This is a genomic window from Gordonia sp. DT219, assembly GCF_049847065.1.
Taxonomy (GTDB): domain Bacteria; phylum Actinomycetota; class Actinomycetes; order Mycobacteriales; family Mycobacteriaceae; genus Gordonia.
Map to the genome: position 1 here is coordinate 1 of NZ_JBNCNR010000026.1, position 19785 is coordinate 19785.

Annotated in this window: 20 protein-coding genes and 1 riboswitch; of the genes, 12 read left to right on the forward strand and 8 right to left on the reverse strand. The window is 69.4% G+C overall.

What is annotated here, in order from left to right:
- Positions 1-207: HNH endonuclease (locus ACPXB3_RS19480; protein ID WP_425729154.1), on the forward strand; the 207-nt coding region annotated here is incomplete at its 5' end.
- A gap of 140 nt (positions 208-347) precedes the next feature.
- Here ACPXB3_RS19480 and ACPXB3_RS19485 read toward each other — a convergent pair.
- Positions 348-1490: an acyl-CoA dehydrogenase family protein gene (locus tag ACPXB3_RS19485; protein WP_425729156.1), complete on the reverse strand. Its 1143-nt coding sequence runs from the start codon at positions 1488-1490 to the stop codon at positions 348-350.
- 133 nt (positions 1491-1623) lie between these two features.
- Here ACPXB3_RS19485 and ACPXB3_RS19490 point away from each other — a divergent pair, with 133 nt between their 5' ends.
- Positions 1624-2247: a TetR/AcrR family transcriptional regulator gene (locus tag ACPXB3_RS19490; RefSeq protein ID WP_425706720.1), complete on the forward strand. Its 624-nt coding sequence runs from the start codon at positions 1624-1626 to the stop codon at positions 2245-2247.
- Here the strand turns inward: ACPXB3_RS19490 and ACPXB3_RS19495 are convergent.
- Together ACPXB3_RS19495 and ACPXB3_RS19500 are read right to left on the reverse strand one after the other, a co-directional pair.
- Complete coding sequence (locus ACPXB3_RS19495) at positions 2219-5059, reverse strand: sacsin N-terminal ATP-binding-like domain-containing protein (RefSeq protein ID WP_425729158.1); 2841 nt, start codon at positions 5057-5059, stop codon at positions 2219-2221. The two genes, ACPXB3_RS19490 and ACPXB3_RS19495, sit on opposite strands and share 29 nt — an antisense overlap.
- A 23-nt stretch (positions 5060-5082) precedes the next feature.
- Positions 5083-5910, reverse strand: coding sequence for a DUF3027 domain-containing protein (locus ACPXB3_RS19500; RefSeq protein WP_425729192.1), 828 nt, complete (start codon positions 5908-5910; stop codon positions 5083-5085).
- Between the two features lie 117 nt (positions 5911-6027).
- Here ACPXB3_RS19500 and ACPXB3_RS19505 point away from each other — a divergent pair, with 117 nt between their 5' ends.
- A complete protein-coding gene (locus ACPXB3_RS19505; RefSeq protein WP_425729159.1) occupies positions 6028-8037 on the forward strand; it encodes an MFS transporter in 2010 nt (669 codons plus the stop codon).
- Positions 8038-8041: 4 nt separating this feature from the next.
- Positions 8042-8563 (forward strand): DUF2771 family protein, encoded by a 522-nt coding sequence (locus ACPXB3_RS19510; protein WP_425729161.1) that lies wholly within the window; start codon positions 8042-8044, stop codon positions 8561-8563.
- 58 nt (positions 8564-8621) lie between these two features.
- Here the strand turns inward: ACPXB3_RS19510 and ACPXB3_RS19515 are convergent, their stop codons facing one another.
- Entirely contained in the window at positions 8622-9035 is a 414-nt protein-coding gene (locus ACPXB3_RS19515) for a cold-shock protein (RefSeq protein ID WP_425706725.1), read from the reverse strand.
- A gap of 248 nt (positions 9036-9283) precedes the next feature.
- Here ACPXB3_RS19515 and ACPXB3_RS19520 point away from each other — a divergent pair, with 248 nt between their 5' ends.
- The 5 genes from ACPXB3_RS19520 to ACPXB3_RS19540 all read left to right on the forward strand — a co-directional run bounded on the left by ACPXB3_RS19520 (position 9284) and on the right by ACPXB3_RS19540 (position 12496).
- Positions 9284-9511: a hypothetical protein gene (locus tag ACPXB3_RS19520; protein WP_425706716.1), complete on the forward strand. Its 228-nt coding sequence runs from the start codon at positions 9284-9286 to the stop codon at positions 9509-9511.
- 5 nt (positions 9512-9516) lie between these two features.
- Positions 9517-10092, forward strand: a complete 576-nt coding sequence (locus tag ACPXB3_RS19525; RefSeq protein WP_425706715.1) for a flavin reductase family protein — start codon at positions 9517-9519, stop codon at positions 10090-10092.
- Positions 10089-11180, forward strand: a complete 1092-nt coding sequence (gene moaA, locus ACPXB3_RS19530) for a GTP 3',8-cyclase MoaA (protein ID WP_425706714.1) — start codon at positions 10089-10091, stop codon at positions 11178-11180. The genes ACPXB3_RS19525 and moaA overlap by 4 nt, the downstream gene beginning before the upstream one ends.
- A gap of 4 nt (positions 11181-11184) precedes the next feature.
- Positions 11185-11433, forward strand: coding sequence for a MoaD/ThiS family protein (locus ACPXB3_RS19535; RefSeq protein ID WP_425729163.1), 249 nt, complete (start codon positions 11185-11187; stop codon positions 11431-11433).
- A 258-nt stretch (positions 11434-11691) separates the two neighbouring features.
- Positions 11692-11868, forward strand: a riboswitch (cyclic di-AMP (ydaO/yuaA leader).
- Positions 11869-11875: 7 nt separating this feature from the next.
- A complete protein-coding gene (locus ACPXB3_RS19540) occupies positions 11876-12496 on the forward strand; it encodes a transglycosylase family protein (RefSeq protein WP_425706712.1) in 621 nt (206 codons plus the stop codon).
- Positions 12497-12607: 111 nt separating this feature from the next.
- Here the strand turns inward: ACPXB3_RS19540 and ACPXB3_RS19545 are convergent, their stop codons facing one another.
- The 4 genes from ACPXB3_RS19545 to ACPXB3_RS19560 form a co-directional block, all read right to left on the reverse strand.
- Entirely contained in the window at positions 12608-13042 is a 435-nt protein-coding gene (locus ACPXB3_RS19545; RefSeq protein WP_425706711.1) for a molybdenum cofactor biosynthesis protein MoaE, read from the reverse strand.
- A 13-nt stretch (positions 13043-13055) separates the two neighbouring features.
- Positions 13056-13535 carry a MogA/MoaB family molybdenum cofactor biosynthesis protein gene (locus ACPXB3_RS19550; RefSeq protein ID WP_425706710.1) on the reverse strand — a complete coding sequence of 160 codons (480 nt, stop codon included), beginning with the start codon at positions 13533-13535 and terminating at the stop codon, positions 13056-13058.
- Positions 13532-14026, reverse strand: coding sequence for a cyclic pyranopterin monophosphate synthase MoaC (gene moaC / locus ACPXB3_RS19555; RefSeq protein WP_425729194.1), 495 nt, complete (start codon positions 14024-14026; stop codon positions 13532-13534). Before moaC ends, ACPXB3_RS19550 begins: the two co-directional genes overlap by 4 nt.
- 105 nt (positions 14027-14131) lie before the next feature.
- Positions 14132-14335: a hypothetical protein gene (locus ACPXB3_RS19560; RefSeq protein ID WP_425706709.1), complete on the reverse strand. Its 204-nt coding sequence runs from the start codon at positions 14333-14335 to the stop codon at positions 14132-14134.
- Between the two features lie 167 nt (positions 14336-14502).
- Here ACPXB3_RS19560 and ACPXB3_RS19565 point away from each other — a divergent pair, with 167 nt between their 5' ends.
- The 3 genes from ACPXB3_RS19565 to ACPXB3_RS19575 all read left to right on the forward strand — a co-directional run bounded on the left by ACPXB3_RS19565 (position 14503) and on the right by ACPXB3_RS19575 (position 19776).
- Positions 14503-17037 (forward strand): protein kinase domain-containing protein, encoded by a 2535-nt coding sequence (locus ACPXB3_RS19565; protein ID WP_425729165.1) that lies wholly within the window; start codon positions 14503-14505, stop codon positions 17035-17037.
- A gap of 37 nt (positions 17038-17074) precedes the next feature.
- Complete coding sequence (locus ACPXB3_RS19570) at positions 17075-19399, forward strand: helicase-associated domain-containing protein (RefSeq protein ID WP_425706707.1); 2325 nt, start codon at positions 17075-17077, stop codon at positions 19397-19399.
- Between the two features lie 221 nt (positions 19400-19620).
- A complete protein-coding gene (locus ACPXB3_RS19575; protein ID WP_425729166.1) occupies positions 19621-19776 on the forward strand; it encodes a hypothetical protein in 156 nt (51 codons plus the stop codon).
- The last annotated feature ends 9 nt before the right edge of the window (positions 19777-19785 follow it).

Consider the following 19785-nt stretch of genomic DNA (forward strand, 5'->3'; position numbering starts at 1 on the left):
CACTGGATTGACGGTGGGGCCACCGACCTCGACAACGGCTGCTTGCTGTGCACCAGCTGCCACCACGACGTCCACGATAGTGGGTGGGACGTGATCATCGGCTTCGACCGGCATCCGTGGCTGATCCCACCCGCCACGGTCGACCCCCGACGACGACCACTACCGGCCTACAACCGACGCTCACTACGCCTCGACGACGCTGCCTGAAACCGATTGCCTGAAATCAGCTGCGTGACATCAGCCACCTGACTGTGGTCACCTGACTGTGGTCACCTGACTGTGGCCGCCCGGACCGTGCTTCTGCGGAAGCCACTGTGTACCTTGACAACTCCATAGTGAATGGGCGCTCAGCCGTGTGCCAGCGCCCTGCTGATCACCAGACGCTGGATCTGGTTGGTGCCCTCGAAGATCTGGGTGATCTTGGCTTCACGCATCAGTCGCTCGACCCGGAAGTCGCGGGTGTAGCCATTTCCGCCGAGCACCTGCACCGCATCCGTGGTGACCTTCATCGCGGCGTCGGTGGCGACGAGTTTCGCGGTGGCGGCAGCGCGTGAATACGGTTGTCCCGCATCGCGGCGCCGGGCGGCGTCGAGATAGGTGGCGCGTGCAGAGTCGACTGCCGCGGCCATGTCGGCGAGCAGGAATCCGAGACCTTGGTGGTCGATGATCTTGCGGCCGAACGTCGTCCGCTCCTGGGCATACTCGATCGCGGCGTCCAGTGCGGACTGGGCCAGTCCGGTGGCGCACGCGGCGATACCCAGACGTCCGGAGTCCAAGGCGGAGAAGGCGATCGGCAGGCCCTGCCCCTCGACACCGATCAGCCGGTCGGTGTCGACGATGGCGTCGTCATAGGTGGCCGAGGTCGTCGGGACCGCGTGCAGACCCATCTTCTCCTCGGGCCTGCCGAAGGTGAGACCGTCGGTGTCGCGGGCGACCAGGAAGCACGAAATCCCCTTGGACCCTTCGCCGGTCCGCGCGAACAGGTTGTAGAGGTCGGCGATACCGCCGTGCGTGATCCACGCTTTGGTACCGGTGACGTGGTAACCGCCATCGGCAGGGACGGCACGGCAGTTCAGCGCAGCCGCATCCGATCCGGCCTGCGGCTCGGACAGACTGTACGCGCCGATGAGTTTGCCGTTCAACAGGTCCGGCAGCCAGCGCTGCTTCTGCTCGTCGGTACCGAAGTGGAACAGCGGGTGGCACGCCAGACCGTGCACACTGGTCGCGACGGCCACCGCAGCCCACCGCGCCGCAAGTTCCTCTAGCACCTGCAGGTACACCTCATACGGCTGGCCGCCGCCGTCCCACTCGACCGGGTACGGCAATCCGAGCAGACCCGCCGCACCCAATTCGGCGAACAGGCCCATGGGATACGTCTCGGCCTTCTCGTGCTCGTCGACGATCGGGGCGAGCCGCTTGTCGGCGATGTCGCGGGTCAACGCGATGAGGTCACGCGCCTCGTCGTCGGGGAGCAGACGGTCAACAGCCATTATCCGGAACCTCTCGTTCACAACATTCTCAAATCAGTACCCAAGTACGGTCTACGGTACTATTCGGAGAGCGGGAACACCATCGGCACCCCAACTTGCCGACATCGCGGCCCGCTGAACGAGAGGAGAGTCCGTGGCCGGCCCACAGCACCCCGACTTCGGTACGCGCAGACGCGCCGCATTGTTCGACGACCTTCTCGCATTGTTGCTGGCGGAAGGCTTCGCGCATCTGTCGGTCGCCGATCTCGCGACCCGGCTGCGCTGCTCCAAGTCGACGATCTACACCCTCGCCGACAGCAAGGAACAGCTGGTCACCAAGACCGTCACGCACTTCTTCCGCACCGCCACCGAGCGCGTCGAGGCGCACGTCGCCGCCGCCGGGTCTCCGCGCGTGGCCGTCGTGGACTACCTGATCGCGGTCGGCGAGGAGCTGTCGCCGGCGTCGGAGGAGTTCATGAGCGACCTACATGCGTTCGGTCCGACCCGTGACTTGTACGAGCGCAACACCGCGACCGCCGCGCGCCGAGTGCGGGAGCTGATCGACGCGGGCGTGCGCGCCGGCGAATTCCGCGACGTCAACGCCGCCTTCGCCGCCGACATGGCCGCGACCATGATGAGCCGGATTCAGCGTCGCGAGGTCACCGCGACCACGGGACTCGGCGACGCAGCTGCCTACCGGCAGCTCGCGGCACTGCTGACCACCGGTATCGACGCGCCGTCCGCGCAGGTCAGTCGCGACGCCGGGACAAATGCGTGACACCGTGCCGATCAACCCACCAGCGCACCCGGACCTCGCGCGCACCCGACGAACCGTTCCGCGACAGCAGGATTCGAAGGTCATCGTGAATACGAACCTCGCCCGCCGGTGACCGCCCGGTCTCCGCGGAGAACAGCACCACCTCGGTCGAGGCCGCCGTCGTATACGTCCCGGCATCGATCGGGTCGGCGGTGAATTCCTCCGACGCCGGCGGGAGATCGAGGATGTCGGCGAGCGTGCCGGCGGCCTCGGCATCGGATGGTCCGACGACGAGCAGGTCGGGGTCGACGGCCTGCGCCCACCACGGTTCGTCGAGTATCACCGGCACCGTGACGCCCTGAGTCCCCGCAACACCCCCGGACACCACACGCACACCGCCGGGATCGTCGATGTCGGCCCAGCCGATGGCACCCGACCGGCACGACGCCACCATTGCGGCATAGATGCCCCGGGCGACGCCGGGCGCGACCACGCACTCCTCGTCACCGACGCGCGCAAGGAACAGCGATGCCTCGTCGGCCGATTCGGGCGGCAGCGCCGCGAGGGCCGGTGCGAGCGTGTCGGCCAGCGGATGGTCGAGCGGATCGAGGACGCCGGCCAGCGACATATCCGACGGCGCCCGATACTCCCCCAGCAACAGCCCGTCGACCTCGGCGAAATGACGCAGCCACCATGCGGTGTAACCACCACGGTCTCCCAGGGCCTGCGCCGAGGACTCGTCACCGACGATCAGCGACAACGCCGTCGGCCACCGATCCGGGTCGACCAGGTCGAGATCGCGGACCGCGCTGAATGTTTCGGGAGCCTCCGGGCCATCAGAGGACGCATCCCACCACTGCTCCTCATCGGGCAGTTCGTGATCGGGCCCGGTGGGCAACTCGTCGCGCACCACCGAGAAGCCCCATCCGACACCGAGGCGGCGCACCGCATCGGCACCGAACCGCTCGGCGAAGCCGTCGTCGAGCAGACCGAACGGATGGTCGTCGACGAGTACCGTGGCCAACGGGGAGTCGGCGAGAAGCAGTTCATCGGCGCTGCGCCACTCGCCATCGCCGGTCGGCAATGGCAGTCGCGACAGCCACTCCGGAACCGGTGCCGCGGCGTCGGCCACGATCAATGCGAGGACCTCGTCGGCCAGCCCTGCGGCGCCGGAATCAGCCCCGTCGCCGTCCTCGACGGACTCGGCCGCCTCCTCGACGAGGGTCTGCAGCACCGGGTCGGCGAGCGCATCGGCAACCGAAAGTCGTTGCACACCCAGTCGTTCCAGGATCGGATGGTCGGCCACCGGGTCGACGGTGCGAATCCAGCGCAACGGCGTCTGCACGGCATGCGTCGTGAACAGTCCGCGGGCACCGATGTTCATCCGACCGTCGGCGCGTGGGATCGGCAGCGCGGCAAGCTCTTCGACGTCGACCGCGGTCGCGACCAGCGGCGCCAGCGCGGCGTAGAGCCGGCCCCACCACGCGGCGTCGCGTTCGACGCCGGTGAGTCGCTGCGCCACCTCGGCGAGCCCGATCTGGGTGACGCCCAGCGACTCGAGGAGCGGAACATGTTGAGCGAGAGCGAGGTCGGGGTGGACGAGGTCGGCGAACACGTCGTCGAGGACGTCGGCCAGCTCCGCACTCAGGCCGACCAGCACCGCCGCACGTGACGGCACCAGCGTCGTCGCGTCGGTTCCGGGAAGCCAGGTCGCGGCCCGCAGTTCGTCGAGGACGGCGTCGATCAGCCGGGCGTCGTCACCACCTCGTGCGCGGTGTGGCCGCGGGATGAGCGCCAGGCTGTCGGCGGGTTCGGCCAGGCGAATCAGGTCGACGTAACCTGCTGCGGCACTGGCGATGTCGGCGTCGGGGTGAATATGCCGACGGTCGTGGGTGAGCGCGAGCCGGGCGATCAGCCGGCAGGGTAGCGACAGTTCGATGTCGGTAGGGGTGGGCGCCCACAACACGTCCCGGCCGGTGCCCACGGGCTGCCCGTCATCGGCGACGAGCCACCGCGACGGCCCGTGCTCGACCTCGGTGAACGACCGTTGCTCGGCCGGTCCCCCGCCGGTCGCCACGGTGACGACGAGCCGGTACGCCCGTACCCCCGGCGCCAATCCGTCAGCCGGGCGATCTGGGCGATCGGTGCGATCGATCTCGAAGACGGTGTCGGCAACGGCGATCCGGTGCAGCCCGGGCAGTGCGAGGAGCAGGTCGGCCGCCTGTGCCGTGGCGGCGGCGAGTAGGTCGGCCGGCACGACGCCCTCGGCGAGACCGAGGACGATCTCGGTGGCGAAGCCCGCGCGCGGCGCGCCGGCACTCGACCAGGCCAGGCGCAACAGCGGAACCCGCGGGCCCCCAATGATTCCCGCGTCGGCGACCGCATCGGCGGTGAGCGCGCGGTCGAATCGGATGGCGCCGGTGACCGAGCGGATCTCCACGGTCGCCGCGACCGCGGCGGTGGCGGTGAATCCGACCCCGAAGCGGCCGATCACCGCGCCCGTGTCGTCGGGCACCTTGGCCGACACCCGCAATGCGAGCAGCGACCGGACACCGGAATCGGTCAGGGGCGCCCCGGTGTTGGCGATGTGCACGCCGTCGCCGTCGGCCCAGATCGCGACCTCCCCGACGATCCCGCCCAGCCGCGCCGCATCGGCGGCATTGGTGACGAGCTCGACGAACAGCCGATCGCGGTAGCCGACACTCGCCAGATCAACCTCGGCGGCAACATCTTCGGCCAGTCGGGTCGGCGACTCCCGCCACGCCGACAACGTCGCCGCACGCGCAGCCGCGGTACCGAACGGATCCGGGCCGATCGGATCTGGACCGGACATATCTGGGCCGGACAGATCTGGGGTCAGGACTGTGCGTCCGACTCGCCGCCGGAGCCCCCGGAGCCCGCACCGACCGCGACGATCTCGAGAACTCCGTCGTCGAAGGCATCGTAGGCAGGCGAACCCTCACCACTCGGGGCCACGATGTCGGAGTGGGCACCGCACCCGTATTCGGCGGAGACCACCTGGGCGTCGGCGGAGTACTCGTTGGCACATGCCCCGAAAGCGACCCGCAGCGCACCCGACAGCGGGATGTAGAAGCCGCAGGTGCAGCACGGGAACGGAGCGGCCACCGCCATCTCCGCGCCGGGACCGTGCTCGCCGTCGTACCAGCGCTGCGCGGCGGCATCGCGCCCCTCGCGACTCAACAGGCGTTTGCGGCCGAGGCCGAGCGCGCCGGCCACCTCGGCCAGATCCTCCGGGTCCGGGGCCGACGCCTCGACACCGTCGGCCGGGTACTCGTCGGCGACCCCGGGAACAACAGCAGTCGAGGTGTCGATGTGATTGGGCACCAGCCGCGGATCATCGGGCCCGGCGGCGAGCATGTCACCGACGGAAAGATCACCGGGGGCGACGCGATCGCTCCACGGCAGCCACTCCGGCGCGAGCAAAGCCCCTTCACCGGGCAGCAGGACGACCTCGCTGACGGTCACCACATCCGTGCCGGGCGCACCGGCGACCACCACGCACCACTGCCATCCGCGGTAGCCGGGCAGGTCCGAATCGAAGTAGTGCGCCGCCGCCCACTCGCCTTCGGCGACCGCCTGACGATGAGCCCCCGGCTCGTGCCCGTCCTCGACGAGCGCGCCTCGGGCGACCTCGACGGCATCGAGCAACCGCGTACCGTCCATTACTCCAGTCACGCCCTCCAGTGTGCCTCACCGGCCGGATCCGTGACACATCGCCCGGCGACACTTCCGAACGACACCGTCCGGGCCTCCGGGACCGCGATGAGGAACAATTGGTATGTGATCGGACGGAAGCCGAAGGACAACGCCGCAGGGCACGCGGGGGCATCGCAGCCGCAGAGTGCCGCGCGTACCCGCGACCCCGTCGACCACCCCGGCGCCGCCAACTATCCCGCCGACGGGCCGCGTCGTCGGGCCACGCCCACGCGCGTCGGTACCCACGGCAATCCGCCGGGCGGCAACCGGGGCGAGGCCTATCTGCCTCCGCGAACGCACAATCCGCACCTGCCGCCGCTCGACGACGCCCCCACCGATCCGCACGATGCCGGCGGTGCCCAACGGTCGCGCACGCAGGCGCTGCCCACCGATCCCGAGCAGCATGACGTGCCGAAGAAGATCACCGTCGCCCGCGTCGCCGCGATGCGCAGCCGCCAGCTCACCGTCAAGGGCCTCGGCAAGATCCACCAGGCCGCGACCGCCGACGGCGCCGACCAGTCCGGGCTGACGGCGCTGACGCTGCCGGTGATCGTCAACTTCGCGGTCGACGCGGCGATGGCGGTGGCGCTGGCCAACACCCTGTTCTTCTCGGCGGCCACCGGCCAGTCCAAGGTGTCGGTGGCGATGTATCTGGCGTTGACGATCGCCCCGTTCGCATTGATCGCCCCGCTCATCGGACCGCTGCTCGACCGCCTGCAGCAGGGACGCCGGATCGCGATGGCGGCCACCTTCGCCGCACGCGTGGTGCTGGCGTTGCTGATCATGGCCAACGTCAGCTGGGATCCGATCGCCGATCAGCTCAACTACGACCCGTGGGTGCTCTACCCGTGTGCGCTCGGGCTGCTCGTGTTGTCCAAGTCGTTCGGCGTCCTCAAGTCGGCGGTCACCCCGCGCGTGGTGCCCCCGACGATCGATCTGCCGCGCGTGAACTCCCGCCTGACCACCTTCGGCCTGATCGGCGGCACGATGATCGGCGGCGCGGTCGCCGGGCTCTTCGAAATACTGTTGGCCAAGGCATTGCCGTGGCATCTGCCGGGCGCGATGCTGTGGCTGGCGATCATCGCCGCATACGGCGCCTACCTGTGTATGCGCATCCCGGCGTGGGTGGAGGTCACCGAGGGCGAGATCCCCGCGACGCTGACCTATCACGCCCCGCACGGCGAGCCGCCGACCTCACGCGGGCGGGCCGGCGTGCGCGGCGGCGCCAAGGCGCTGGCCGCCAAGATGCGCCAGCCGTTGGGCCGCAAGGTCGTTGCCGCGTTGTGGGGCAACGGCACCATCCGCATCCTGACCGGATTCCTGACGCTCTACATCGCGTTCTACGCCAAGTCCCAGCAGGGCGTGCACTCGGACTGGAAGCAACTCGGCCTGCTCGGCGCGGTCGGCGCCGCCGCGGCCGTCGGCAACATGATCGGCAACGGCGTCGGCACCCGGCTCACGTTGCGCAATCCGTCGAAGATCGTCCTGTACTCCACGGCCGCGTGCTTCGTGATGGCCGCGCTCGCAGCGGTGTTCGGCAACATCGTGCTGGCCACCCTGACCGCGCTGGTGGCGTCGGGAACCAGCGCCATCGGCAAGGTCTGCCTGGACTCGTCGATCCAGGACGACCTGCCCGAGCAGTCGCGGGCGTCGGCGTTCGGCCGGTCGGAGACCGTGCTGCAGCTGTGCTGGGTACTCGGCGCGGCATTGGGTGTGCTGCTGCCGACGACACTGTGGATCGGCTTCACCGTGGTGGCCGTGCTGCTGGGACTCGGGCTGGCACAGACCGCGACGACACTGCGCGGGCGCACTCTCGTACCGGGCCTCGGTGGTGAACGTCCCGTGCATGCCGAACCGACGATGTCCTTCCCCGATCTGGGGCGGCCCGCCTACAGCCATCCGACGCAGCGTCATTCGACGCCGCGCACCCAGCCCGGGCCGGCGCCACGTCCGGGCCCGGACCGGCCCGGAGACCCGGCGTCGGCACCCACGCGACCGCATCGGGCGGCGAGCCCCGGCCCGGATGCACCCCTGCCCGACCCCGACGCGAGCGGACCGGGTGGGCAGCCGACGAAGCGGATGGGATATCACTAGAGACGTGCTCAACCCGGGTGAGAAGAAGGCGATCGCGATCATCGCCATCGTGGCCGTCGTATTCGTGGCCGTCGTCGGCGTGACCGTCGGTGTCCTGGTCCAGGGCAAGTCCCACAAGGACGACGCGTACATCCAGATCGCCGTCGGCGACGAGCTCCACCAGGTCGAGCCGGCGCGTTGGTGCGACGTGTTCGTGCGGGACTGCACGCCCCCGCACGATCAACCGCAGCGGGCGACCCCGCGGGTGCCGGTGCCGGTGAACTCGACGGTGCTGCTGTCGGTTTCGCAGTCGATCGCCGAGTCACCGTGGAATCTGACGACGCTGTACTGGACGCCGCAGGGCATCGTCGAGGAGGAGTCGCCGAAGGCCTCCGACTCGACGTACACGGTGGCCTTGCGATCGCGTCCCGGCCGGGTGTTGCTCGGTGTGACGGTCACCGCCGCCTCTGCGCTGAGCATCGATCAGGACGGCTCGGGCAACATCGCGCGCGGACTCGTGACCGCCGACACCGCCCCGCCCAAGTGAGCCCAGTGCTGTTGAGCCCAGTGCGGTTGGGTCCGGTGCGGCGAGCGCACGCCGCGACCTACGCGTCGAGTTCGCGGGCGACGGCGCGGACCACCTCGGAAATGCGCTGTGCCGTCTTGCGATCCGGGTAACGGCCCTTGCGCAGGTCGGGCTGCACCTTGCCCTCGAGCAGGGTGATCAGATCGGCGACCATGCCGTGCAGTTCGTCGGGGCTGTGACGCTTGACCTCTTTACGGGCGGCTTCCCGGGTGTTCTTGGCGACGCTCGGCGCCGGTTCGAGCACGGTGACACTGAGCGCCTGCGGACCACGACGGCCGGCGGCCATGCCGAACTCGACCCGCTGACCGGGCTTGAGCGCCTCGACGCCCTCGGGCAACGCCGACGAACGCACGTACACGTCCTCACCGCTCTCCTGCGAGAGAAACCCGAAGCCCTTTTCGGCGTCGTACCACTTCACCTTGCCGCTCGGCACTGTGCTCACCCTCATCTGAACGTCGATTCGTCACATGTGGCCGATCCACCACATGAAAGGGCGCCTTGACCCACGACAATGAGCAAGGCGCCTGGTACCGACAGTCTAGCCAACGGACAAAACGGTTTCCGCGGGTGCACGTCACCACTGCTGACCGGGCACGACGCGGTCGCGACGGGCGCAGGTGCTCTACCGTGGAATGTATGGCACGGAATTCACCTACCCGAAGCGCGCAGCGAGCGGGGCGAATGGCACCGACCGGGAGCGCCGAGCGCAAACCGGGTTCGCGGTTGCTGCAGGTGGCGGGCGTGGCATTCGCAATCGGGGTCGTCGCGATCATCGCGCTCTTTGTCACGCCGTTGGTGGCCGGCGGCGCGACGGCACCCACCGCGGTCTATCTGCTCACGATGTGCGCGCCGCTGGGGTTGCTGCTGGGCGTGATCTATGCGCTGCGGTCGGCGCGGAGAGCCGGGTGAGGCGAGTGTCGGCCTCCGTCGATCCGGATTCCGCGGTGATCGCGGCAGACACCGACCTGGCGCCGGCGTCCGACGAGGATGCCCTGCGGCGGGCATACGGCTGCTTCCCGTCGGGGGTGGTCGCCGTGTGCTGTCACCGCGCCGGTGCGGCCGGAACCGAGCTGATCGGCATGGCCGCGAGCGCATTCACCTCCGTGTCGCTGGATCCGCCGTTGGTGAGCGTCTGCGTGCAGGACACATCGACGACCTGGCCACGTCTGCGCGATGCGGGCACCGTCGGAGTCAGCGTGTTCGCGCACGATCAGGCGCAGTTGTGCCGGCAGCTCGCCGGGCCGGCACCGCACCGGTTCGACGGCATCGAGCTGCTCGGTTCCGACGATGGCGCGCTGTTCATCCCGGGCGCGGCCGCACACCTGTCGTGCACCATCGACACCGAGATCACCGCAGGTGACCACATTCTGGTGCTGCTGCGTATCCGGCGTCTCGATGCCCATCCGGATGTGGAGCCACTTGTCTTCCACGCCAGCACTTTCCGGGCATTACAGGCGCGCACGTCCGACGACGGAGGCGGCGGGCGATGACCGCCGTCGACCTCGGACTCCCACTGCCGTCGGCACATACCGCCGACGAGCCGGCCGCGCCCGCACCGACGTCCGGTCCACTGCGGGACACCTTCGGCCGCGTCGCCACCGACCTGCGGGTGTCGGTGACCGATCGCTGCAATCTGCGCTGCGACTACTGCATGCCCGCCGAAGGGCTGGACTGGCTGCCCACCGAGGCGGTGCTGAGCACCGCCGAGTTCATCCGGGTCCTGACGGTCGCGGTCACCGAGCTGGGCATCCGCACCATCCGGTTCACCGGCGGTGAACCGCTGCTGCGCCGCGATCTCGAGGAACTCATCGGGGCGGTTGCTTCGCTCCCCGAGCGCCCCAAGATCGCGTTGACCACCAACGGTCTGGGCCTGGCGCGGCGGGTGGACGGGCTCGTCGAGGCCGGCCTGGACCGCGTCAACGTCTCCCTCGACACCGTCGACGCCGCACGCTTCGCCGAGGTCACGCGGCGCGACCGGCTGCCCGATGTGCTGGCCGGCCTCACCGCGGCCGGGCGCAGCGGCCTGTACCCGGTCAAGGTCAACGCGGTGGTCCCGGATCGCGGGGACCTCGCGCGGTTGCCCGATCTCGCACAGTTCTGCCTCGACGCCGGATATCAGTTGCGGGTCATCGAACAGATGCCGCTCGATGCCGGGCATCGCTGGGATCGCGGCCAGATGGTCACCGCGGACGAGATTCTCGCCGAGCTGTCCACCCGGTTCCGGCTGCGCCCGGACACCGTCCCTCGCGGCGCCGCCCCGGCCCAGACGTGGCTCGCCGACGGCTACACCGACGCCCGCGGCGCACCCGCCCGGATCGGGGTGATCGCCTCGGTGACGCGGCCCTTCTGCGGCGACTGCGATCGCACCCGCCTCACCGCTGACGGCGCGCTGCGCAATTGCCTGTTCGCACAGTCGGAGACGTCGCTGATGCCGGTGCTGCGCGGCGGCGGCGACGACATCGATAGTCGCCTCGCCCGACTGTGGCGCGAGAACATGTGGGCCAAGCGTGCCGGACACGCCGTCAACACCGCAGGCTTCCGTCAGCCGGACCGCCCGATGTCGGCGATCGGGGGCTGACGGGGTGCAAGTGTTGATCCGCTACTTCGCCGCCGCATGCGCGGCCGCGAAGTCCGAATCCACGATGGTCGACGTTGCCGACGACATCACTCTCGGTGAGCTCGAACACATTCTGGCAGCCGACAATCCGGATTTGGCGCACGTGCTGCCGCGCTGCTCGTATCTGCGTGACGAGATCGCGTTGGCCGACCGCACCCGACAGCTCGGTCCGACGCGCACGATCGACGTCCTGCCCCCGTTTGCGGGTGGCTGACCCGCCCGGATCGTCTGTGACCTTTGTCACATAACGAGTCCATAACGAGATGGACACGAACGGGGCATCATGCCCGTGAACTGCATGGACGCCCGAATGGGGCCGAAATACCCACTGGCAGCCCCGAAATCCGCTGCGCCGAAGGGTATGAATCACCGGCCCGGACGTCGTACTGTACGAAGCGTCCTTCACCGAAGGTCACAACACTGCAAACGACACCATGATTTCCACCGGTCGCGCCGAGCCTCGTTCCCCCGGTGGAATGACGAGCACACATATGGGAACGAGGGCGGGGGACCCACCCCTTCCAGCACGGAAGAACGGACGTCCACGACGTCCTTGGGGTTAAGTCCGGCGACCACCCGGTCTGGCCGGACCGAGCACCTCTCGCTCGAACCCGACAGCTGACTTCGCAGGCGCGTGGAGAGAGGTAATTCGACACATGTCCGGACGTCACCGCAAATCGACGACCAACACCGCAACCAAGACCTTCGCCAAGGTCGCACTGACCGGAGCCGTTCTCGGTGGCGGCGCTGCACTGCTGGGCACCGGCTCGGCACATGCCGCCAGCGATTCCGAATGGGATCAGGTCGCCCAGTGCGAATCCGGTGGCAACTGGGCCATCAACACCGGCAACGGCTACCAGGGCGGACTGCAGTTCAGCCCGAGCACGTGGGCCGCGAACGGCGGTACCCAGTACGCGCCGAGCGCCGACCAGGCTTCCAAGGAACAGCAGATCACCGTCGCCGAACGCGTCCTGGCATCGCAGGGCAAGGGCGCCTGGCCCGTCTGCGGCACCGGCCTGTCGGGTGCGACCCCGCGCACGGCTCCCACCGCGACTCCGGCTCCCCCGGCCGCCCCCGCTGCGCCTTCGACGACCCCGGGCCTGGCACACACGCCGAACGCCCAGAACACCGATGAGGCTCTGGCACAGGTCGGCGACGCCGGCGTGAGCCCCGAGGTCAAGAGCCTGCTGAAGGCCGCCAAGGACAGCGGCTACCAGCTCACCCCGGATCAGCTGCGCCTGTTCAACGACAACAAGGGCCTGATCCCGCTCCCCTGAGCCACCCGGCACTGCCGGCTGACTCGGCCCCAGACAAAGGGCCCCGCACGATGTTCCGACCGTGCGGGGCCCTTTTTCCAATTCTCCGGTCTTCCAACCCACTCAGGTCCCTCAGGCGGAGCCGACCCATTCGTCGCGCCCGTCCCCGAAGTACTGGTGCTTCCACACCGGCAGCCGGGCCTTGACCTCGTCGACGAGCCGCGCGCACAGCGTGAACGCCTCCTTACGGTGATCGGCGGCGACCGCGACCACGAACGCCACGTCCCCGATCTCCAGGTCGCCCACCCGATGAGAGACGGCGACCGCGCGCACACCGTCGGCACCGGCGGCGATCTCGGCGACCACGTCCGCCAACACCTGCGGTGCGGTCGGATGTGCCGAGTAGGACAGCCGGGTCACCTCCCGCCCACCGTCGTGATCACGCACGGCTCCGACGAATCCGACCACCGCGCCCGCATGTCCGCCTGCGGCCTCGACGACGAGCGCCTCATGCTCGGCCAGGCCGATCGGATCGGCGCTCACCGCGGCCCGGATCACCACTGCCATCAGCGGATACCCATCAGTGGTCGCCGCCGCGGATCTGGTCGAGCGCGTGATCGAGCACGTCCTCGAGAACCGACAGGCCGTCGCGCACCCCGCCGACGGAGCCGGGCAGGTTGATCACCAACGTCGTGGCGGCCACCCCTGCCGTGCCGCGCGAGAGGACCGCCGTCGGCACCTGCGGCAGCCCGGCCTCGCGAACGGCTGTGGCGAGACCCGGGATCTCGATGTCGAGCAATGGGCGGGTCTGTTCGGGCGTGCGGTCGGTCGGTGCCAGACCGGTACCACCGGTTGTGAGGACGAGGTCGACGTCGGCGTAGATCGCGGTACGGATCGCGTCGCCCACCGGTCGGCCGTCACCGACCACATCGACCTCGTCGACAGCGAATTCGTGGGCGGTCAGCCACTCGGCGATGATCGGGCCCGTGCGGTCGGGGTAGACGCCGCGCGCCGCCCGGGTCGAGGCGACGATCACCCGGGCGATGCGCCGGCCGCTCATCGGCGTGTTCCGGCGCCGTCGGGCGCATCATCGTCACGGCGCCAGTCGCCCGAGCGGCCACCGGACTTCTCGAGCAGGCGGATGCCATCCATCCGGGCGTGCCGGTCGACGGCCTTGACCATGTCGTGCAGGGTCAGTCCGGCGACGGCGACCGCGGTCAGCGCCTCCATCTCCACGCCGGTCGGACCGGCCGTGGCCACGGTGGCGGCCACGTCGATGTGGTCGGCGCCGATCTCGAATTCGACGTCCACCGACGACAGCGACAGCTGATGACAGAGCGGGATGAGTGAATCGGTCCGTTTGGCCGCCATGATCCCGGCGATGCGGGCGGTGGCGAGGACATCACCTTTGGGCAGCGATGCCGAGGTGAGCAGGTCGATGACGGTGGCGGTGGTGCGGAAGGTACCGCCGGCGCGCGCTCGCCGGCGGGTCACGGATTTGTCGCCCACATCGACCATCCGGGCTGCACCCGCCTCATCGACGTGCGACAGGCGTGCCGCGGGGCCGGCACCGCCGACCGAGGCGGTCCCGGTCTCACCCTGGTTCCCGGTCTCACCCTGGTTCACGGTCTCACCTCGGGGCTCACGGCGGTCCGGTCAGCGGTTGATGACCGTCTTGGGAGAGATGTAGTTGATCTCGTCGGCCGGCAGCGGGAACTCCACATCCCCGAACGGGGACAGCGCACCCGGCAGGTCGGCCGCGAACTCCGAGACCGCGTGCTCAGGGGCGTCGTCGCCGGAGGACTTCGGCCAGCCGTTGTCCACGTAGTGCTTCTTCGAATTGCTCTCAGCCACGCGCATATTGTGCCATGCCGCGCCTGCCGCCACGTGCGTGCTCCCGCATCCGGGGCCCGGTGATGTCGATACCGAGCGGGCCGGACCCTTCGTTCGAATGATACAAAGGCCGACCTGCGAGCCCGTTGGGTAAGGTCACCGCCAACGGCCCGCCCCCGATCAAAGGAATAATCGTGCCTCTGAGTCCAGGTTCACAGGTCGCCGGGTACAAGGTGATCTCGCTGCTCGGATCCGGCGGCATGGGCGAGGTCTACCTCGTCGAGAACCCGACCCTCCTGCGTCGGGAGGCACTCAAGGTCATCTCACTGGCCGGCGCGCACGATCCCGACTTCCAGAAGCGCTTCACCAACGAGGCACGCACCACTGCTGCGCTGGATCACCCGAGCATCATCTCGATCCACCAGTACGGCATCAACGAGGACGGCACCCCGTGGTTCACCATGAACCACCTCGAGGGCGCCGATTTGACCCACGGCGCCGTCTCGGCCGCCGACACCGCCGCGCTGACCGCCCGCGTTGCCGACGCCCTCGATTACGCGCACCGCCGCAACATCATTCACCGCGATGTCAAACCCGCCAACATCTTCGTCAGCCGTGACGAGCGCGGCCAGATCGACCGCGTCACCGTGTTGGATTTCGGCATCGCCAAACTCGTGAACTCGACGTCACTCACCGCGACCAGCGCCTTCATCGGCACGCTGGCGTATTGCGCCCCCGAGGTCATCGAGGGTCACGATGCCGGCGCCGCCTCCGACCAATACTCGTTGGCCTGCACCGTCTTCCAACTGCTCACCGGCCAGGCCCCGTTCACCACCACCTCACCGTCGGCGTTGGTCATGGCACATCTGACCAAGCAGATCTCGCCGATCAGTTCGTTGCGGCCGGATCTCGCTCGCCTCGATCCGGTACTGCAGAAGGCGTTGGCGAAGAATCCCACCGACCGGTACCCAGACTGCCGCTCGTTCGCGACGGCGTTGCGCCAGGCCCTCGAGAGCCACGGCGGCGCCGCATCGGCGCCGCGCCCCGGGGGCCCGGGAGCGGTCGGGGCAGCGGGGGCAGTCGGGGCAGCGGGGGCACCGGGAGCACCGGGAGCACCGAACCGCCCGTACTCCCAGCCCACCGTGCCTCCGCCGTATGGTCCCGGCGCGCCCTCCTACGCGCCGCAATCGACTCCCGCACCCGCCTATCCGGGCCCGGCACCCCATACCCCGGCACCACACACTCCGGGTCCCCAGACACCGGGACCCCAGACTCCGGGACCCCAGACACCGGCGCCGGCCTTCGGCGGATTCGCGCCCCCCGGCCCGACGGTCGCCAGTAACCCGTCGCCCCAAGCCAATTCGTCGTATCCACAGTCGCCACCCGGGGCCGCCTACCCCGGCAACCAGGCCGGGCAACCACCGGCGTACCCGCCATCGCAGCCGAATCACCTTCTCGGCGGGGGCTATCCCCCACCGGGCCCGGCCGGAGCACCCAAGAAGAAGCACACCGGGCTGATCGTCGGCGTGATCGCGGCGGTCGTCGTCGTGGTGGTCGTCCTGGGCGTCGGAATCGCCTTTGCCACCGGCGCATTCAGCAATGATGAACCGTCTGCGCCGACGGCCCACCCCGGAATCCTGGCGGTCTCGGGCAACTCGAGCTGCGGAATCACCAACGCGCAATTGTATTGCTGGGGAGGCAATTACGACGGGCAGCTCGGCAACGGGACCGAGACCGCGTCGTCGTCACCGGTGAAGGTCGATCTCCCGAACGTGACCGCCGTGAGCCTCGGTGGCTACACCAACACCGACAAGAAGCTCGTGACCACCGCATGCGCGGTATCCGACGGTTCGGCGTATTGCTGGGGCGCCAACAAGTTCGGCCAGATCGGCAACGGCTCCACCACCGACACCCAGTCGCCGGTCAAGGTGACCGGACTGTCCGGCCGGGTGACCGCGATCGCCACCGGATACGGCAGCACCTGCGCGATCGCCGACGGCAAGCTCTCGTGCTGGGGCGACAACGACGACGGCCAGGTCGGCGTCGAGTCGATCACCGACCAGACCGCCACCCCGACCGCGGTACCCGGGATCTCCGGCAACGTCACCGCGGTCGCCACCGCGCAGGGCACGACGTGCGCGGTTGCCGACACTGTGTACTGCTGGGGCAACAACGACAGCGGCCAACTCGGCACCGGCGCCACCACCCGGGCGAACACGCCGCAGAAGGTCGCGCTGACCGGCGCGGATTCGATCTCGGTCGGCTCCTACAGCATCACCGACCAGCCCGATCAGTACACGACGGTGTGCGCGTCGGCGTCAGGTAAGGGGTACTGCTGGGGCGACAACCGCTATGGCCAGGTCGGCGACGGCACCAAGGAATCACGCCACACGCCGACACCGGTCACCGGCCTGGGGACCGTCAGCCAGATCAACACCGGCTGGGGCTCGACGTGCGCGGTGTCGGACTCCAAGCTCTTCTGCTGGGGCGACAACGAGGGCCAGCAACTCGGCACGGGCGCGGGCGACGGCACCACCAAGCCGACCCAGGTGACGGCGTTGCCGGGATCGGTCGAGGCCGTCTACACCGGCCTGGGCACCACGTGCTCGCTCGTCGACGAGAGCTCGCTCTACTGCTGGGGCCGTAACGCCGCAGGCCAGGTCGGCAACGGCTCGAGCGGCGAGGATCAGAAGGTATCGAGCCCGACACTGCTGAACCTGCCCGCGTGAACCGGCCGGGCGCACCGCGCTCGGTAGAATCGGCCGAATGAGTCAGGATGATCGGGCCGAGGGGCTCGCCCAGGACCTGATCTCGCGCACCGACGAGGCGTTGGCCGACCTGTTCACGCTGCGGCCCGATCTCGCCTCACCACCTCCGCAGGGCAGCCAGGTCCTCGCCCAACGCGCACTGTCGGCGGCTTCGGTCGCCGCCGCAGGCGATCAACTCGATCTGCTCGATCTCGCCGTCCTCGAGGACGCCATCGCCGCCGGGCCGCCGGCCGCCGAGGTGGTGTCCGCGTCATCGATCGTTGCGGCGCTACGCGACCGCGCCGATCCCGATGACATCGCGGCACGCATCGCGCATCTGCGGCGACTCGCGCTCCTCTGGGGCCCCGACGACGCCCTGAACATCGGTGCGAATGCATCATCGGCGCTGCCGTGGCGCGGTCTGCACCTGACCGGCCCGATCGCCCGGTGGGCCCCCGAAGAGCTCCGGGCGCGCCTCGACGCCGTCGACGAACGCCAACGGGAGCTGCTCGGTGCGCTCTCCCGCGGCCCGGCACTCGGCCGCAGCCGCGACGCCGCCCCCGACGCCGACCCCAGCGCACCGGTTGCCCGTCTGATCGCCGACGGCATGCTCGCACGCATCGACCACCAGACCGTCGAGCTGCCACCACAATCGGGGCAGTTGCTCCGCGGCGAACCGGCGTTGCGCACCGACGAGCTGCAACGGCCGCAGCCCGACGACGAATCGGCGACCCGCCGATTTTCCGCACGTGACATCGACGCCGCCGGCGGCGGTGAGGCTCTCGAGCTGATCCGCCATGCCACCGCGGTGCTGCGCACGCTCGGCCGTACCCCGGCCACGGTGCTGCGCTCGGGCGCCCTCGGCATCCGCGAGTTGCGTCGATTGACCAAGGCCACCGGCATCGAGCAACCGCGGCTCGCGCTGCTGGCCGAACTTCTCGCGCATGCGCGGCTGATCGACGTGGGATTCCCCGATCCGCCGCCCACCGGCGACACCGGCGAACACGCCTTTGCCCCGACCACCACCGCCGACACCTGGTTGCATCAGCCGCGCGAACGGCAGTGGCTCACCCTCGCGCAGGCATGGCTGACGATGCCGCGACAGGCCTGGCAGGTCGGCGAACCCGACCGCGACGGCACCACGATCCCCGCGTTGTCCGGCGAGAACTACGATTCGCACGCCCCTGCGCAGCGGCGCACGATTCTGACCGCGCTGGCCCGAACCGCTCCCGCGACGCCGGTGTCGGTCGCCGGGATGGTGGCCACCCTCGGCTGGGATCATCCGCACCAGCTGCGGCGGCTCACCCTCCGCGTGGTCGGGGCGACCCTCGACGAGGCCCGCGCCGTAGGACTGGTCGGCCACCATGCGCTGACCTCGGTCGGCCGGGCGGTGCTCGACGCGGATGCCGACGACGATTCCGCGATCCTGACGGCAATGCGCAAGGCCCTGCCTGCCCCGGTCGATCACTTCCTCACCCAGGCCGACCTGACGATCACCGTTCCCGGGCCGATGACGGCCGAACTCGCCGAGCGGGTGGAAATGGTCGCCGACCTCGAATCCGGTGGCGCCGCATCGGTATACCGGGTCAGCGAGAACAGTGTCCGGCGAGCCCTCGACGCCGGCCGGTCGAGCAGCGAACTGCTCACCATGTTCACCACCCACTCGCGCACCCCGGTGCCCCAGTCACTGACGTACCTCATCGAGGACGTCGCCCGGCGCCACGGACAGCTACGAGTGGGGATCGCCTCGTCGTTCATTCGCTGCGAAGACGCTGCCACTCTCGCGGCCGTCCTGCGCAGCGACGCCGCGCAACACCTCGCGCTCCGCGCGTTGGCACCGACGGTTGCGGTGTCGCCCAGCGGAATTCGTGATGTGCTCGACGCGCTGCGCGCCGCCGGGTTCGCGCCGGCCGGCGAGGACTCGGCAGGCGAGGTGGTCGACATGGCCGACCGTGGCAGCCGGGTCGCCACCAACCGCGCCCGGCGCCACCCGAGTCCCGCACCACGCCGCGGCGCGCTCGGCCCCGACCAGATCGCGGCCATCGTCGGCCGGATGCGATCGGGCGATCGGGCCGCGGTCGCCACCCCGGCCACCGGACCGGCCACGGGATCGGTACGCGCTTCCGGCGGCGGTGAACCGACCACTGCCCTCATCCGATTGGCGTTGCGCGCCAACCGGAAACTGCGGGTCGGCTACGTCGACGCACATGGCAGCGCGTCGCGGCATGTCGTCTCCCCGCGGACCCTCGGCGCCGGGCAGCTCGTCGGTGTCGAGGACGGCACCGACGACGAACAACGGTTCTCGCTGCACCGCATCACCAGCGTCGAACTCCTCGACAGCTGACCGACGGGACCGCGCGGGGCACGAAAGTTGCACCACTGCAACCGATGCCGCGCCACCGCCGCCCGATGCCACATCCGTCTGACAGAATCGCGTATTCACCTTCGGCGCGAAACCTGTTGTCCACAAGCAGTATTCGATACACAGATGCCACAGATCTGGGTGCCGTTGTCGGCGCATGCGGGTAAGATGGAGACATCGCATCGATCGCTTAGGGGGGCACCATGATCGCCGACATCACTTTTGAAAGCACCGATACCGCAGCAATTCTGGCCGGCATTGTCGACCAGCTCACCGAACTCCGCACCAACCCCGACATGAGCGGGCCGCAAGCACACGCGGCGATGCAGCGCACTCTCCGATTGGACACCGCAGCCTGAAACAGGCTC